Source organism: Selenomonas bovis DSM 23594 (genome assembly GCF_000381005.1).
Taxonomy (GTDB): Bacteria; Bacillota; Negativicutes; order Selenomonadales; family Selenomonadaceae; genus Selenomonas_C; species Selenomonas_C bovis.
In genome coordinates this window covers 1-16,112 of sequence record NZ_KB908413.1, presented here as the reverse complement: position 1 = coordinate 16,112, position 16,112 = coordinate 1, and the positions used below count along the sequence as shown (strand labels likewise).

General features: G+C 55.6%; 22 protein-coding genes. 21 read left to right on the top strand and 1 reads right to left on the bottom strand.

Annotation, left to right across the window (positions count from 1 at the left end; genetic code table 11):
* The 21 genes from F599_RS0111620 to F599_RS0111510 form a co-directional block, all read left to right on the top strand.
* Nucleotides 1-296 (top strand): hypothetical protein (locus tag F599_RS0111620; RefSeq protein WP_244869349.1); only part of this gene is annotated, 296 nt, incomplete at its 5' end.
* Nucleotides 297-617 (top strand): hypothetical protein, encoded by a 321-nt coding sequence (locus F599_RS0111615; protein ID WP_019543686.1) that lies wholly within the window; start codon nt 297-299, stop codon nt 615-617. It abuts the gene before it with no gap.
* Between the two features lie 11 nt (nt 618-628).
* The gene (locus F599_RS16200) at nt 629-757 is read left to right on the top strand and encodes a hypothetical protein (protein ID WP_019543685.1); all 129 of its coding nucleotides are present in this window, start codon (nt 629-631) and stop codon (nt 755-757) included.
* Entirely contained in the window at nt 754-1,068 is a 315-nt protein-coding gene (locus F599_RS0111605; protein ID WP_019543684.1) for a hypothetical protein, read from the top strand. The genes F599_RS16200 and F599_RS0111605 overlap by 4 nt, the downstream gene beginning before the upstream one ends.
* Before the next feature lie 38 nt (nt 1,069-1,106).
* Complete coding sequence (locus F599_RS14325; RefSeq protein WP_019543683.1) at nt 1,107-1,346, top strand: hypothetical protein; 240 nt, start codon at nt 1,107-1,109, stop codon at nt 1,344-1,346.
* A gap of 123 nt (nt 1,347-1,469) precedes the next feature.
* A complete protein-coding gene (locus F599_RS14935; RefSeq protein WP_051081696.1) occupies nt 1,470-2,108 on the top strand; it encodes a hypothetical protein in 639 nt (212 codons plus the stop codon).
* Nucleotides 2,105-3,271, top strand: coding sequence for a DUF2800 domain-containing protein (locus tag F599_RS0111590; RefSeq protein ID WP_020700587.1), 1,167 nt, complete (start codon nt 2,105-2,107; stop codon nt 3,269-3,271). The genes F599_RS14935 and F599_RS0111590 overlap by 4 nt, the downstream gene beginning before the upstream one ends.
* A gap of 17 nt (nt 3,272-3,288) precedes the next feature.
* On the top strand, nt 3,289-3,855 hold the full coding sequence (locus F599_RS0111585) for a DUF2815 family protein (protein WP_019543681.1): 567 nt from the start codon (nt 3,289-3,291) through the stop codon (nt 3,853-3,855).
* Nucleotides 3,856-3,869: 14 nt separating this feature from the next.
* Nucleotides 3,870-4,145: a hypothetical protein gene (locus F599_RS0111580; RefSeq protein ID WP_019543680.1), complete on the top strand. Its 276-nt coding sequence runs from the start codon at nt 3,870-3,872 to the stop codon at nt 4,143-4,145.
* The gene (locus F599_RS0111575; RefSeq protein ID WP_019543679.1) at nt 4,142-6,109 is read left to right on the top strand and encodes a DNA polymerase; all 1,968 of its coding nucleotides are present in this window, start codon (nt 4,142-4,144) and stop codon (nt 6,107-6,109) included. Before F599_RS0111580 ends, F599_RS0111575 begins: the two co-directional genes overlap by 4 nt.
* Nucleotides 6,106-6,879 (top strand): hypothetical protein, encoded by a 774-nt coding sequence (locus F599_RS0111570; protein WP_019543678.1) that lies wholly within the window; start codon nt 6,106-6,108, stop codon nt 6,877-6,879. Before F599_RS0111575 ends, F599_RS0111570 begins: the two co-directional genes overlap by 4 nt.
* Before the next feature lie 64 nt (nt 6,880-6,943).
* Nucleotides 6,944-7,231 carry a hypothetical protein gene (locus tag F599_RS0111565; RefSeq protein ID WP_156022022.1) on the top strand — a complete coding sequence of 96 codons (288 nt, stop codon included), beginning with the start codon at nt 6,944-6,946 and terminating at the stop codon, nt 7,229-7,231.
* Between the two features lie 403 nt (nt 7,232-7,634).
* Nucleotides 7,635-9,044, top strand: coding sequence for a PcfJ domain-containing protein (locus F599_RS0111560; protein ID WP_019543676.1), 1,410 nt, complete (start codon nt 7,635-7,637; stop codon nt 9,042-9,044).
* Nucleotides 9,041-11,518, top strand: a complete 2,478-nt coding sequence (locus F599_RS14315; RefSeq protein ID WP_019543675.1) for a virulence-associated E family protein — start codon at nt 9,041-9,043, stop codon at nt 11,516-11,518. The genes F599_RS0111560 and F599_RS14315 overlap by 4 nt, the downstream gene beginning before the upstream one ends.
* A gap of 316 nt (nt 11,519-11,834) precedes the next feature.
* Entirely contained in the window at nt 11,835-12,140 is a 306-nt protein-coding gene (locus tag F599_RS0111545; RefSeq protein WP_019543674.1) for a VRR-NUC domain-containing protein, read from the top strand.
* The gene (locus tag F599_RS0111540; protein ID WP_019543673.1) at nt 12,137-13,507 is read left to right on the top strand and encodes an SNF2-related protein; all 1,371 of its coding nucleotides are present in this window, start codon (nt 12,137-12,139) and stop codon (nt 13,505-13,507) included. The genes F599_RS0111545 and F599_RS0111540 overlap by 4 nt, the downstream gene beginning before the upstream one ends.
* Nucleotides 13,504-13,815 carry a hypothetical protein gene (locus F599_RS0111535; RefSeq protein ID WP_019543672.1) on the top strand — a complete coding sequence of 104 codons (312 nt, stop codon included), beginning with the start codon at nt 13,504-13,506 and terminating at the stop codon, nt 13,813-13,815. Before F599_RS0111540 ends, F599_RS0111535 begins: the two co-directional genes overlap by 4 nt.
* Before the next feature lie 12 nt (nt 13,816-13,827).
* The gene (locus tag F599_RS0111530) at nt 13,828-14,316 is read left to right on the top strand and encodes a sigma factor-like helix-turn-helix DNA-binding protein (RefSeq protein ID WP_019543671.1); all 489 of its coding nucleotides are present in this window, start codon (nt 13,828-13,830) and stop codon (nt 14,314-14,316) included.
* A gap of 225 nt (nt 14,317-14,541) precedes the next feature.
* Nucleotides 14,542-14,700: a hypothetical protein gene (locus F599_RS15775; protein ID WP_019543669.1), complete on the top strand. Its 159-nt coding sequence runs from the start codon at nt 14,542-14,544 to the stop codon at nt 14,698-14,700.
* 153 nt (nt 14,701-14,853) lie between these two features.
* Complete coding sequence (locus F599_RS0111515) at nt 14,854-15,072, top strand: hypothetical protein (protein WP_019543668.1); 219 nt, start codon at nt 14,854-14,856, stop codon at nt 15,070-15,072.
* The gene (locus F599_RS0111510) at nt 15,073-15,855 is read left to right on the top strand and encodes an HAD family hydrolase (protein WP_019543667.1); all 783 of its coding nucleotides are present in this window, start codon (nt 15,073-15,075) and stop codon (nt 15,853-15,855) included.
* A gap of 122 nt (nt 15,856-15,977) precedes the next feature.
* Here the strand turns inward: F599_RS0111510 and F599_RS15245 are convergent.
* Nucleotides 15,978-16,112: IS3 family transposase (locus tag F599_RS15245; RefSeq protein ID WP_156021996.1), on the bottom strand; the 135-nt coding region annotated here is incomplete at its 5' end.

Below are 16,112 nucleotides of genomic sequence, written 5' to 3'. Positions count from 1 at the left end.
GGGTACGCATTCGCGAAAGAGGTGTTCAAGTGATGAAAGCGATGGAGCACAAGACGAAGCGCGAGCGGCGCTTTGAGCGGCGCATGACAGAAAGACAGGCGCAGGCGCGGATGTTCCTGGAACTACTCCACGCCCTGGAAAAGAGTGACTGGGCGCGGAAGCGTGCAGTGCTCAAAGTTCGGGATGTCATGGCGGATATGGAGCTGAAGCGCTGTGCTACTCCGCAGACTGTCAACGAGTGGCGCGACATGCTCGAGGGTGTGCTGGAGTGCTTGTTGTTGGAAGGAGTTGAGTAGATGGGACGGAAACCAATGCCAGAGGCTCTGCGCAACATCCAGCGCCACACGCCGGTACTGCGGACGCTGGGCGATGTGGAGTACTTCGCGCAGGAGATGTACCGGAAAGGCGCTCGCGACGCCGCGGAGAAAGCCGTAAATACGCGCCTGCTCATGGTGCTTTGGGTGCTGCATGATAAGTTCGGCTTTGGCAATAAGCGGCTCATGCGGTTGATGGATGAGATGAATGCGCTGGCCGACGCGATGAACGTTAAGTTGCTTGGTGAGAAGGGCATCATCAAGGCGCTCAAGGGTGAGTGCGATCTGGAAATCACGATGTAGGAGGGAAAAGGATGGAGCGGATCAAGAAATATGGCCTGCCGTTGCTGACGCCCTACGGCTGGGAGATCGTCGGGCGCGTGCTCGTGACCATCGGCCTGCTCGGCCTGGCGGCGATGCAGATCGGGGCGGTGCGGCCATGACGAAATATTACACAGCAAACGTCGACCCCTCGCGCCTCATCGTGGTCACAAACCACGCGGGCACCGTCGCGCCGGGGAAGTGCCACGTGCGGCAAGCAACAAAAGAAGAACTCGACGAGCTCGACAAGCTCCTTGGCCCGGTCGACAAGAGTATTCTTGCGCCGAACGGCGGTGCGAAGGGAATCTACGCGCTCCGGGAGCCGCGTTTTCGCGTGCCGCGCAATCCGGCGCGGGAGGCGGCGGAGGCCAAAGAGCGGGCAAAGAAAAAAGCCGCCTTCCGGGCGGCAATGATAAAAAGAAACACAAAGTGATCCCCTGCATTATAGCAGGGAAAAGGGAGGAATACAATATGAACGCAGGGGGAAGAGCCTGCCGGAATGAAAACATCTACGCCCTCTACAAGGGTGAAGAAAACATCATGGACGGGACGCTCGACGAGATCGCCCGTGCCCGGCATATCAAACGAAACACCGTGCGGCACATGCTCACGGCAGCATACCACCGCCGCGTCAACGAACCATCGAAGGACGGGAAAAGGCGGTGCCGCCTGGAGCTCATCCTCATCGAGAGGCGGCACCATGAGGATTGATGAGAGCAAAAAAGACCGTCCAGGGTTTCATTACCTAGACGGTCAACCATCAAACTTGATGGACATCTTAGCTCTTTTCAATATAGCATATCCCATCACATTTTTCAATGGAGGTAATGAATCATGAGAATCACTGTGGAACTGGACGTTTACGACATCGCGCATGCATCGGCGGAGCATATGGCAGCCTTCGCGCAGGTGGCAAAGAGCATCGCGGACGGACGCATCAAAGAAGAAAACGAGATGCGCGAACAGTACGCATCGTGCCTGACCGGACACGAAGAAAAGGGCATCGAGTCCGAGGAGAAAGCCATTGAACCCGTAAACGAAGGGAAGAGCACCGAGACGAAGAAGTCGGCACCGAAGAAGGCATCTAAGAAGCAGGGAAAGCCGAAGATTGAGGAGGCCGAGAAGCCGGCAGAGGAGCACAAGGACGAGCCGGAGCCTGAAGAACCGGCAGAGGAGCACAAGGCGGCACCAGTGAAGTCTGAACCCGAAGAAGCAGGAGAGCCGACAAAGGATTCCAGGGAAGAGCCGGAAGAACCCGAGAGCAAGGACCCGGAGGAAGAGCCGGAAGAACCCGCCGAGAAGGCAATCACCCTCGAGGAGCTGCAGGACCTGTGCAAGCAGCGCGCCAAGGCGAACAAAGAGATCGTACCGAAGCTCAAGGAGCTCATGATCAAGTTTGGCATCAAGAAGCTCCATGAAATCAAGAAAGAAGACATCCCGGTGTTCTACAAGGAAGTCGAGGCGCTGAAATGAGTGCGCATGCCCTGCTAGGGGGAAGCAACGCGCATCGCTGGCTCGTGTGCACACCGTCTGCCCAACTTGAAGCAAAGTTCCCTGACCGCTCGGGGGAGTCGGCGAAGGAGGGCACGTTCGCTCATGAGCTTGCCGATCTGTATCTTTCCAGGCGGCAGGGATTGCCGGTTAATCCTCGGATCAGCCGCCTCAAAGCCGGTACGACAGAGTACGGGGATTTCTACAGCCTGGACATGGAAGAGAACGTTGAGGCGTATGTTGACCTCCTGGATGCAAAGTATCAGCAGGCACTCAAGGCCGATAAGAACGCCATCCTTCTTCATGAGGAAAAGCTGGATTTCTCTTCATGGGTGCCGTATGGCTTCGGACGCGGGGATGCTATCATCATCGCGGATGGCGTCATGGAAGTCATAGACTTCAAGTACGGTGCAACCGTCAGCGTCGCGGCGAAAAACAATCCGCAGATGCGGCTCTACGCGCTCGGTGCATATAGCACCTACGGCTGGCTCTACGACATCGATTGCGTACAGATGACCATTTTCCAGCCGCGCAACGGCGGCGAGAAGTCGGAGACCATTACGACGAAGGAGCTCCTGTCCTGGGGAGAGACCATCAAGCCCATCGCCACGCAGGCATACAAGGGCGAGGGTGAGCTGAGTCCAGGCGATCACTGCCGGTTCTGCCGGGCGTCCCCCCGCTGCAGGGCACTGAAGGAGCACAATCTGCAGCTCGCTGCGGACTACGATGTAGACGCTGATCCGAAGCTCCTGTCTGACAAAGAAGTCGCAGATGTACTCTCACGCATTGAGACGTTGACCGCCTGGGCGAACAGGGTGAAGGCCTACGCACAGGAAGAAGCCGTGGATAACGGCCGCGTATTCCCCGGGTATAAGCTCGTCGCAGGGCGGAGCGTGCGCAGGATCGAGGACGCCGTAAAGGCGGAAGCCTTGCTCGAGGAAGCCGGCTACAAGAAAGCTGACATCCTCAAGACAGAACTTCTCACCATCTCGAAGCTCGAAAAGCTCGTCGGTAAGAAGAAACTCGCGAAGCTCCTGGACGATGTCATCGTGAAGCCGCCAGGCAAGCCGGCACTTGTCCCGGACAGAGATCCGCGCCCGGTTTTCAACTCCGCTGCCAATGATTTTGATGTTATCCCTGATTGAGAAAGGAAGAAACAACTATGAAAAAGCACTCTGCAACACAGGTCGTCATTCCCTGCCGTGGTTCCTACATGCACGTCATCAAGCCGTACTCGTTTGACGCCAACACGCCGGAGAAGTACAGCATGACGCTGCTCATCCCGAAGACGGACACGAAGACCATCGAGAAGATCAAGACGGCCATCAAAGCCGCCATCGAGGAGGGCAAAAGCAAGCTTGCGAAGGCCGGCGGCGGCATCCCGAAGAACCTCAAGCAGCCGCTTCGCGATGCAGATGAGGAGGGCATGGAAGACCCGTCTTACGAGGGCATGATGTTCATCAATGCCACCAGCAGGACGCGTCCACAGATCGTCGACCGCAAGGTGCAGCCAATCACAGATCCGGAGGAGATTTACAGCGGCTGCTACTGCAATGTTTCCGTCAATTTCTACGCGTTCAATGTCGGCCCGAACCGTGGCATCGCCGCAGGGCTCAACAACATCCAGAAGGTCAAGGACGGCGAGCGCTTCGCAGGCGGGCCGAGCGCGGAAGATGACTTCGAGGCGCTGCCGGACGATGATGAAGCGGACGACGATATTTTCGGCTGAGAAAGGAGAACAAAATGGTTGTCAGCGTAATCTTCCGAGGCTATCGGGGCAAAAGCTACGATTACCTGACAGACCTTGACCTCGTGCGTGGGGATCCGGTGGCGGTACCTACCGGAGACCTGGGCACCGGGGATGCCGCTTGCGCAGACGTCGAACACGTCGCCATCGCGCAGGTGATCCGCACCAAGCGGGCATCCCCGATGGCCAAGGCCTGGGGGATCCAGAAAATCGACATGGAGAAGTTTCTCCGGGATGAGGAGGGGCGTCATCTTGACGCTATGCTTTCATGATGGATAAACATATTTTGAGTATTGACCTCGAGACATATAGCGAGGTAGACATTCGCAAGGGCGGGCTTTACAAGTACGCAGAGAATAGTGAGATCCTGCTCTTCGCATACGCTTATGACGACGAGCCGGTCGAGGTAATAGACCTCACGCAAGGGGAAGCAATCCCCGCGAAGGTGCTTCATGACCTCGAAAACCCTGATGTACTCAAAACGGCATTCAATGCCGCTTTTGAGATGCATGTCCTCGGGCATCATCTGGGGCGACGCCTTGACCCGGCGGAATGGTTCTGCACGATGGTGCAGAGCTACACGCTGGGGCTGCCCGGGAGCCTGGCAGCAGTCGGCGAGGTGCTGAACCTTGCAGAGGATAAGAAGAAGCTCGCAACAGGCAAGCGGCTCATCCAATATTTCTGCAAGCCGTGCAAACCAACCAAGGCAAACGGCGGGCGCACGCGGAATCTGCCGCAGGATGATCCCAAGAAGTGGGAGCTCTTCAAGACCTACAACGGCCAGGATGTCGAGGCGGAGAGAGCTATCCGCAAGCGCATTGAGAGGTTCTTCCCAATCCAGCGCGAGCGGGCGCTCTGGTGCCTTGACCAGAAAATCAACGACGCAGGTGTACTCATCGATACGCAGCTCGTAGACAATGCCATCGCCCTTGACGAGAAAATCAAGACAAGAGCTCTGGGGGAAGCGCAGAGACTCACCTGCCTACCCAATCCGAACAGCCGTGATCAGCTGATTGCCTGGTTCGAGGGGCAGGAAGGGCATAGGCCCGGAACGCTTGACAAGAGGGCGCGGGCGGAGCTTTTGGCAGGGAACACTATCTCAAAGACAACGCGCAGGGTGCTGGAGCTGAAGGACTTACTTGCAAAGACCTCGGTCAGGAAGTACATCGCTATGAGAAACGCGATGTGCAGGGACGGCCGTGTGCACGGGATGCTCCAGTTCTACGGGGCGGCCAGGACAGGCCGCTGGGCAGGCAGGCTCGTTCAGCTGCACAACCTCCCGCAGAATCACCTCGAGGATCTTGATACCGCACGCAGCTTCGCCCGGGAGGGCAGCCTCGATGCGCTGGAGATGTTCTACGACAATCCGTCCGACGTTCTCAGTCAGCTCATCCGCACAGCGTTCGTCGCAGGTGAGGGCAAGCGCTTCATCGTCGCCGACTTCTCAGCCATCGAGGCTCGCGTCATCGCCTGGTACGCAGACGAAGCCTGGCGTCAGAAAGCCTTTGCGAATGGGGAGGACATCTATTGCGCGTCAGCATCACAGATGTTCGGCGTCCCGGTCGTGAAGCATGGCGTCAACGGTGAGCTCAGGCAGAAGGGGAAAATTGCAGAATTGGCCTGTGGCTATGGTGGCGGTATCTCAGCTCTCAAGGCTTTCGGTGCTGATAAGATGGGGCTCTCAGAGGAACACATGGGAGAAATCATCAAGAAATGGCGCGCGTCGAGCCCGCACATCGTCAGGATGTGGGGAGAAGTCGAACGCTGCGCTCGGCTCGCCATCAAGAACAAGCATACCCGCATCAAGTGGCATCATGGTCTGTCATTTTACACGAGATCCGGGCTTCTCTTCATCGAGCTGCCAAGCGGGCGGGCCATTGCCTACCTGAAGCCCTCTGTTCAGCGTGAGCCCGGCAGTTACAGGAAGGACAATCTCACCTATGAGGGAGTAACACCGGTCGGCAGCTGGGGCAGATGTTACACCTGGGGTGGAAAGCTCGTCGAAAACATCGTGCAGGCTACTGCAAGGGATTGCCTCGCAGAAAGTATGCTTCGACTTGACAAGGCGGGCTACAAGATCGTCATGCACGTTCATGATGAGGTCATTCTCGAGATGCCCTATGAAAAAGGCAGCCTCGAGGAAGCCACAAGCATCATGGGGCAGCCAATCGACTGGGCGCCGGGGTTGCTTCTGCGTGCTGACGGGTATGAGACAGAATATTACAGAAAGGATTGACCGAAGTGGAACCAACAATATTCTACAAGCACATGAAGGACTTCGTGCTTGCTGACGCTTCCAGACCGGTATTCCAACATATCTGGTTTGACGGGGAGTACGGGATCGCGACGAACACGCATGTTCTTTGTGCGGTCAAATATAAATCGGAGCCTCACTTTGAGACGACAGATGGTACGAAGGTAGAGCTTCCTGCACAGTACCCGGACTGGAAGAAAGTCGTGCTCAAGGAAGACGGAGACAAAGCAAAAATCACATTGCAGAAGAAGACACTGGAACATCTTTCCGACTGGATCCGTCTGCTGAAATTCGTCCTGCAGATGACGAAAGAGAAAGGGGCCAAGGCTGCGTATCAGATACACATCATTTGTCTTGACCGACGGGGCACAGACCTCTTTCTCTATTTCATCATGACAGGTTGCCATGCCCCGGTGAAGGTCGAGATGTTGTCAGACCTACCGGATGACGGCGAGCATTTCAAGGTGTTCGTGAACGCCCGGTATATCCTGGCCGCACTGAGCTTCATCAAAGATACAGAGGCTGAATCCGTTGATTGGGTGTTCGAGAAAAAATCTCCCTTGATGCAGCAGTACACGAAAAGTCTTCTCGGACGTATGGAGCTCCGTACAGAGGAGATGCGGGTGACGATCACTTCTATCAAGATCAACGACACCAACTCCGAACTTACGAGAAAGCTTGTTGATTTCATCGAAAAGGATGATTTACAGGTGGCAGATGAGAAAAAAGACGATCTGGATTTTTTAGACTGAAAGGCAGGCTGAATTTGACATGATGGATGTAAAGAATCTTGAAAAAATTACGCGTGGGATGGACATGCAGATGAGGATGTGCCGTTCCCTGGTCAACCTTGTAGCAGACTTTGAGGAAGCGAAGCTCAAGGGAGTTGCAAGCGATGCAGAGATCCAGCACCTCAAGGAGTACACGGAGGATATGCTGCTCGCCTGTGATACCGCAGGGAAACTCGTCAACGCGCTCACGAAGCTTGCAGAGAATCAGGAAAAAGACAAGCCGAAAAAGCCGGCGGAACAGCCGAAGAAGACCGAGACGAAGAAAGCGGCGGACAAAACCGAAACCACTGATGATCTGAGCTTTTTGGAGTGAGGGGTAGCAAATGGACATCCTAGCACAGGCAACACTCAAGCGCTTTTACTCCGTCTGCGGGCGGGTGATTGAAGATGGGAGGAGCACCTCTTCGACAGAGACCGGGGAGTCAAAAACCGTACGCACGATCCACTACCACTGCATGAAATGCGACGCTGAGTTCACGATTGAACATCCGTACAGGAAGGGCGGTTTCTATGGTCCCGCAATCTGCGACGACAGCTATTTCACTTGTCCGCATTGCGGTGCGCATTTCTTTAGCACGGCCAACTTTTCTGAGGTTTACCTGTTCCGCCCGGCAGGGATGACCCGGACGAGCGAATGCATTCCCCGTGAAGTGACACTCATCGTGAGGGAAATCCGGGAGGGATTCATTCTCGAGGCCAGGGAAAAAGTGACCCGAATGACCACGGATAACGGCTTCTACCATGAGAACCGTTCCGAGGTGTTCCGCTTTGATGTGAAGCGCCGCCGGACGACTTACGCAATCAGCTATGCGAGCAACCGGCGCACCTACAAGCCGGTGCAGTTCGAGCTCGGTGCGCCGTTCGATCTGAGAATCTACGAAGTGACAGCCCTGCGGGCGCTCAATAGTGACAACCTCGCGTTTAAGGAGCGCAACGAATACACGAACAGCACGCGGCCACACGCAGGCGTCCGGTCGGAGGTCACGACAGTCCTGCGGGTGCTGCGTGATGGCATCCGGCGCAAGTGGAAGAAGCTTCACGGCTATGACATCGGCAGTCTCTTTGTATCCTGCGGGATGAGTCAGGGAGTGTTGCTCTTCCCGCTCCTGAATCTCGCCTACCGCCTGATCTGCCCGGACGCGAAGAACCTGCCGCGCGAACTGCGGGAGGGGGCCTACGAGGCCGATGGCTTTGCAAGGAGCTATGCCATCACAAAAGACGACAAAAAGAAGTACGCCGACTTCGGAGCCTTTCGCCGGGCGAGGAACACGACGGAGGCTGTCATCAAGCTCTTCAAGCTGCCAGACCTCCCGAGCGTGCGCCGGGTGCTCGTAGATGACATTTTCAACGCGGTGATGCTGAAGAAGGCCTATGAGCTCATGCACGATGAGAACCATGCTCGCAGGCTCTACCAGTTTGCGACAAACGGTGCGGGCCGTCGGTTGGAGTACGGGTACTACAATGCAAAGCCTACACATGAAGGTCAGGTAATTTACGACTATGCGGACATGCTGCTCAAAGCAGGCTGGACAGAAAGCAAGGTGCTACGTCTTCTGGAGGCCGGACAGCAGGCGAAGGCGGGGAAGATAGTCGATTTCCGCGACATCAGGTATATGCTGACCAGCATGCCTACAGAGATTCATCAAGAGGCTGCGAAGGTGAGGCTGAGGGATCTGCATGACTGGCTGACATGGAAAAAGAAGGAGCTTGATGAAAAGGGATACCCGCTCAAACCGCCTGAGAGCGTCCGTAGGCGCCTTCAGATGCAAATCACAAATGATTGTATGCGTTTTTACTTACCGGCGCATACACGCGAACTGAGAGCGGCAGGCGAGGAACTGCACAACTGTGTGGGAGGCTATGGCAAACGCATCCTGCAGAATAGGTGCAACGTCGTGTTCATGACGGATGACAGCGGGAAACTGCTTGCCTGCCTCGAGGTGGCGAACGGCTGCCTCATACAGGCAAAGCTCAAGTTCAATCGTCCAGTCTCGAAGGATGCCAGGGCAAACGGTGCGGTCATCGACTGGTGCAGGGCCGCGGGTATCGAGATTGCGACACATGATGTCCGTGAGCTGCGACTGCCCATGGTAATTGGTGAAAATCCTGAGAAGGTGACAGCATGAACGAAGAAGAGAAGAAGACCCGTCGCATATGCTTCGAGCACGACGGGCTTCTGACGATATCGACGGGAAGCCGTCGGCGGACGAAGGTATGGAAGGAGAAGCGCGTCGCATGGAGCGCGCTTGTCAAACGGCTCTCCGAGACAAAACGCACGAGCGAGACACAGAAGGAATTCGCCCGCATGAACAAGGCGTCACAGGACGAGGTGAAGGACGTCGGTGGTTTTGTCGGCGGCGAGCTCGAGAACGGGCGGCGCACAGCCGCGACCTGCGGCAAGCGCCAGCTCGTGACGCTCGATGCGGATTTCGCGGGTGCGGATTTCTGGGACTCGCTGGAGTTCCTGTTCGGCGACTACGCCTGCTGCGTCTACTCGACGCATAAGCACACGCAGGAGAAGCCACGCCTGCGGCTTGTCGTGCCGCTGAAGCGCCCTGTGACGCCGGATGAATACCAGGCGGTCAGCCGGAAGATTGCCGAGGGCATCGGCATCGACCTCTTTGACGACACAACGTATCAGCCGCATCGCTTGATGTACTGGCCGTCGACGTCGCGCGACGGGGAGTTCTTCTTCGAGTGGCAGGACGGGCCCTGGCTTGATCCTGACAAGGTGCTCGCGGCGTATGATGACTGGGAAGACCAGACGGAGTGGCCCGTCTCAAGCAGACAGGGAGAGCTCGTAAGCCGCGCCATGAAGAAGCAGGAGGATCCGCTGGAGAAACATGGTCTCATCGGAGCGTTCTGCAGGGCGTACAACATCGGCGAGGCCATCGAGAAGTTTCTGCCGGAGGTTTATGAGCCGTTCGAGGGGCATGAAGACCGCTACACCTACAAGCCCGGCTCCAGCGCGGGCGGTGCCATCGTCTACGGAGACAAGTGGCTGTTCTCTCATCACGCGACCGACCCTGCGACGATGAAGCTCTGCAACGCGTTCGACCTCGTGCGCATCCACAAGTTCGGCGATCTCGATGAAGGCAAGACGACGCAAGACATATCGAAGCTGCCGAGCTATCAGAAGATGATGGAGCTTGTCACGAAGGATGAGCACGTCAGGGCTTCCATGATGAAGGAGAAGATGGAGGAGGTGCAGACCGAATTCCATGATCTGGGTGATGAGGAGGATGTAGAGGAGCAGGATTTCAGCTGGGCGGGCAAGCTCAAGGTCAGCGAGAAGACCGGCAAGATTCTCTCGACACGCGCGAATATCCGCGTCATCCTGCAGAACGACAAGCGAATTGCAGGCACGTTCGGCTGGGACGCCTTCTCGCAGCGCATCGCCATCATCAAGCCCCCGGCATGGCGCACAGAGAACGAGAAGGATCCGTACTGGAACGATGGCGACGACAGTGAGCTGCGGTATCTGCTTGAGACCTACTACGGTATCGACAGTAGACAGAAGATCGAGGACGAGACGCTGAACGCTGCGAACCGGCGCAGTTTCCACCGGGTGCGCGAGTTCCTGCATAGTCTCAAGTGGGACGGTGTGAAGCGCATGGACACGCTATTTATCGACTATCTGGGGGCAGAGGACACAGCCTACACACGGACGGTCACGAGGAAGATGCTCATCGCCGCTGTCGGTCGTGTCGAGAAGCCGGGGCTCAAGTTCGACAACATGGTCGTCCTCGAGGGACGGCAGGGCATTGGCAAGAGCTACATCCTCAAGCTGCTCGGCGGCAAGTGGTTCAGCGACTCCCTCACAACAGTGCAGGGGAAGGAGGCGTATGAGCAGCTGAGGGGCTGCTGGCTCATCGAGATGGGCGAGCTCGCCGCCCTGAAGAAGAGTGATATCGAGCCGATCAAGCAGTTCATCAGCAAGCAGGTAGACACCTACCGCGTCGCTTACGGCAAGCGTCTTTCCGAGTTCCCTCGTCAGTGTGTCTTCATTGGCACGACGAACGAGGCGACGTTCCTGCGCGACCACACTGGCAACCGCCGGTTTTGGCCGGTAAAGTGCGGGCTGAAGAAGGCGAAGAAGAGTCTGTGGGCAGAAGATGTCGACGAAGAGATCCGCCAGGTCTGGGCGGAGGCCGTGGACGCTTGGGAGAAAGGTGAAAAGGTATGGATTGGTGAAGAGATGGAGCGCCAGGCGCGTGAGGTGCAGAGGGAGCACACGGAGGAGAATCCTTATGTCGGCATGATCGAGGAGTTCCTGGAAAGGGAGCTGCCGGAAAACTGGTACAAGCTCGACCTCGACACCCGCCGCGACTATCTGCGGGGAGACGGTTTTGAAATCGAGATGGGTCGGAGCTTCAAGCGGACACGCATCTGCATCCTCGAGGTATGGTGCGAGATGTTGGGAGGTGACGTCCGGCGGCTGAATTCATACGACCGGAAGGAAATCCGGGCGGCACTTGACCAACTGGAAGGGTGGGAGAGGCACCATACTAGAAAACAAGAACTTTATTTTGGAAAGACCTATGGTAAACAAGCGGCATGGGTGAAAAAAGAAGAAGGTATGAATGAGGATCCGACATAAGAATCCGACATAAGAATCCGACACGCTGAGACCTTATATATCAAGGGTTCACGGAAAAATGTCGGAGTTTTCGTCGAAAAATCACCCTCACACATATACGGGTATATAGGTGGGTATCTCTATATAGGGGTATTACCTATATACTACATAAAACTTTTTACGCGTATTTTATAGATATAAGTACGACATAGAGCCCTTGAACCCTTGATATTACTGGGCTCATGGATGTCGGATTCTTATGTCGGACTTTATGATTTTTCGGAGTTTGAAAATCCGAAATCCGACATTTTTTACCAACAAGAGAGGAGTTGACGCCATGCAGGAGAGACAAATTGAGCGCAAGATGTGTCAGGCAGTCGCGAAACTGGGTTGCGCAGCGTTGAAGTTCGTGTCACCGGGGAAAAGTGGCGTACCGGACAGGATCGTCTTATGTCCTGGCGGTCGTACCGTCTTTATAGAGCTGAAACGGCCAGGAGGGAAGCCTCGGCCGCTGCAGATGCACGCAATTCATCGTCTGCGGGAACTGGGGTTCCCCTGCTTTGTCGTTTCAACGACAGAAGAAGTCGAGGCTTGCGCACGACAGATCGAGCACATGATGCAGGAATGGGAGGGGAAATCGTGAAGGAGTTTGTCCCGCGAGGGTATCAGCGCTACGCGATCCGCTTCATAGAGGAGCATCCGGCCTGTGCGCTTTTCCTGGATATGGGAATGGGGAAGACCGCCATCACCTTGTTCGCCATCCGTAGTCTCATGTATGACAGCTACGACGTCAAGCGCGTGCTGGTCATCGCACCGCTGCGGGTGGCAGCGTCTACCTGGCAGGACGAAGCGCAGGAGTGGGAAGGCTTGTCGGACCTCTCTATCGTGTCGTGTCTCGGGACAGAGGGGCAGCGCAGGGCGGCTCTCCGGCAGCGGGCTGACATCTATACGATCAACCGCGAAAATATCCCCTGGCTCGTCCAGTACTACGGCAGGCGCTGGCCGTTCGATATGGTCGTCATTGATGAGAGCTCTTCGTTCAAGTCTCCGAAGGCGCGGCGCTTTAAGGAGCTGCGTCGTGTGCGCCCTTTGATGCATCGCATTGTAGAGCTGACCGGCACGCCAGCACCGAACGGCATGATGGATCTCTGGAGTCAGATTTATCTCCTCGACCTCGGAAAACGTCTCGGCCATACCATTGGCGAGTATCGGCGCAGATGGTTCACACCGGGAGCCGGGGCGGGCTATGTCACCTATACCTGGAACGAGAAGAAGGGAGCCCGTAAAGAGATTTCCAACGCAATCGGCGACATCTGTGTCAGCATGAAGGCAAAGGACTACATCGATCTGCCGCCCGTGCTCCCGAACGTTGTCAAGGTGAGACTGAGCGAGGCGAAGATGAGAGCTTATAAAAAGTTTGAGCGGGAACAGATCCTCTCTCTGGCTGACGAGGAAATCGCGGCATCATCCGCGGCAGTCCTGTCGAATAAGCTCCTGCAGTTCACCTCCGGGGCGATCTACGATGCAGATGGGAAGACTCGGAAGATTCACAGGGCCAAGTTGGATGCCCTGCAGGATGTCATCGACGCAAACGCCGGGAAGCCGGTCATGGTCTTCTACTGGTTCCGCCACGAGCTTGACCGCCTGAAGGCGGAATTTCCGCAGGCAAGGACACTTGATGGTTCGCAGGACATCCGTGACTGGAATGCGGGAAAGATACCGCTCCTCTTTGTGCATCCAGCGTCAGCCGGGCACGGGCTGAATCTGCAGCATGGAGGAAGCATCATCGTTTGGTACTCGCTCCCCTGGAGCCTCGAGCTCTATGAGCAGGCGAACAAGCGTCTGCATCGGAGCGGGCAGACACACACAGTCATCATTCACCACCTCGTCGCGCAGGGAACTATCGATGAGGATGTCATGCGTTCCCTCGTGGACAAGCGACGGGGGCAGGACAGCATGATGGAGGCCGTGAAGGCGAGAATCAAAGAATTCGGAGGGGAAAGACTATGAGTAGAGCGAACTTGTTTGCGGGTATCAAACCTGTCATGCCTTGCATGGACGACAACGGAAACATTGACCTCGCAGCACAAGCCGAGCATGTCGCAAGCGAGTATGAGGAGTTCCAGAAGGCATTTTGTCTTTATCAGACAATGTCTACAGGGAAACATCGCGCGCATCTCGCAGAAGAAGCCGTCGATCTCATGACTTGTGTTGCGACGTTCCTCGCGGCTGCTTGTCCTGATCTCATCGTAGACGCTGTCCAGCTTGTCAACTGCAAGAACAGGATGCGCGGGTACTTCGACCATAACAACGACTGAGGGAGGGAGAATATGTTTTCACATAACGACTATCTGAAGCTCACAAAAGACTACTTGCGTGAGTATGAGACCTACAAGGCAGCCGTTAAGGCCATCACACAGGCGGTTTGCGACCTGCGGAGAGGGCTTGCAGGTCAGACCATCAAGACGGTGAGATATGATGATGTTCCCGGAGGAGGTGGTGGTGCAGGGCTCAACAGCGTCGAGCAGGCAGCAGAGACCCGCATCTATGACGAAGACAGACTCGCAGCCCTTGAACAGGAATTAGAGCGATTAAAGATGCAAGTGCAGCGTATAGGCTTCGCTCTCGCAGCGCTGGAAGGCGAAGAGATGACGATCGTCGAGATGTTTTACTTCCAGCGCCTGGGCTATGCGGTCATGGCAACGCGCATCCACGCAAGCGAACGGACCTGCCGGCGTCGGGTTCATGATGTAACACAGAAAATCGCCCTGCTCATCTTTGGCATCCGGACGAAGGAGAAGGTGATGTTTCTCAAGTAAAAATAGGAGGTTGGCCGCTTTTTGGCCGTTTTTTGGCCGCTTTTTGGCCGTTTTTTCCGTTTTTCCGTGGTATAATGATAGTGTCAGCAGAGCGGTCAGAAAGAGATGCCCGCTGGCAATATCCATCATGGTTTCATTGAGAACAGCCTCTACGAAAGCCCCGGCACTATTTCGCGTCGGGGCTTTCGTGTACACAGAGAAGAGGAACGGAGAGGAGGCGGGGTAGTGACGGTGATACATTGCGACAATGACAAATGCAAGTACAACGAGGATCAGCTGTGCACGCGGGCGGACATGTACTGCGTCGGGCGGCGCTGCCGGAGTGAGCGGCACATGACCTACATCGACCTCATGCGCGGGCGCGATCCCTGCCCACATATGTAAATGACATGAGCGAAAGAATCAAGCGTGTAAGTAAAAGCTACTGGGGGATCGCCTTCCTGTGGGCGGTCACGTCTATCGGCGAACCTGTGACATGGCTTACAGTCGTCAGTGGAATCGTCATCGGCGGTTACCTCATCTGGAAGATGGTAGGTGATGCAGATGAATGACGGCGTAAAGAAAGACGGGCGCGGTGGCGCGCGTGAAGGCGCTGGAAGAAAACGGACGTCGCCGGAGGGAACCTTGAGGAAAGGCCGGACGCTGAGAGCATCGGACAGCGAATGGGAAATCATCAAGGACTTCGCCCGCGTGCTGAAGCACGATCCGGAGCGGGCGGAGCGGATGATGGCAGAGCTGAAAGGGGGTGAGCGGTGAATGGCCAATATCATTGCTGTGGTTTGGGATTTTGACAAAACCTTGATTGATGGTTACATGGAGACACCGATCTTTGAAGATAATGGCATCGATGAGCATCAGTTTTGGGGAGAGGTCAATGACCTGCCGAAGAAATATCTGGAAGAGCAGAATGTCAAGGTGAATCCTGATACTGTGTACATGAACCACCTGATCAATTACGTGCGGGCAGGGAAGATTAAGGGGCTGAACAATGAGCGCCTTCGGGATTATGGCAAACGCATGAAATTCTATCCTGGCGTCCCGGACATCTTCCAGCGCACGAAGAATCTGATTGAGCAGAATGATATTTATCAGGAATACGATATCAAGGTGGAACACTATATCGTCAGCACTGGCCTGACAGAAATCATTCGCGGCTCACGTGTCGCTGATTACGTTGATGGCATATGGGGCTGCGAGTTCATCGAGAAGAGGAAGGAAGACGGCGAACGCGTGATAGACGAGGTGGGTTACACGATTGACAACACCACCAAGACGCGGGCCCTGTTTGAGATCAATAAGGGTGTCGGCAAGACGCCGGGCGTATCCGTCAACACGTCTCTCCCGGAAGAGAACCGCCGGGTGCACTTTATCAACATGGCCTATATTGCAGACGGGCCAAGCGATATTCCTGCGTTTTCCGTTGTCAATCATCACGGCGGCGCGACTTTTGCGATCTATCCGCCGGGAGACATGAAGGCCATGAAACAGGTCGAACAGATGCGCGAGGATAGGCGCATTGGCCTGTCCCCCGACGATTAGAATCTTTAAACGAAAGGAAGCTCTTTAAATCTTAAAATTGCTTGGTTTTACATACCTTTCCGGATCCTTATGGGTTGCAACTGTAGCGACTAGATAACGGCTAATCTCCTTGAGAAGATGTTCTAGGCGACTCGGTGTTCATTGTAGTATGCCTCTGGTGTACGGTAGCCATTAGCCGAATGGATTCGCTGGCGATTGTAGAAAATCCAGATATACTCGAAAATTGCAGACTTTGCCTCAGAACGCGTCCTGAAATG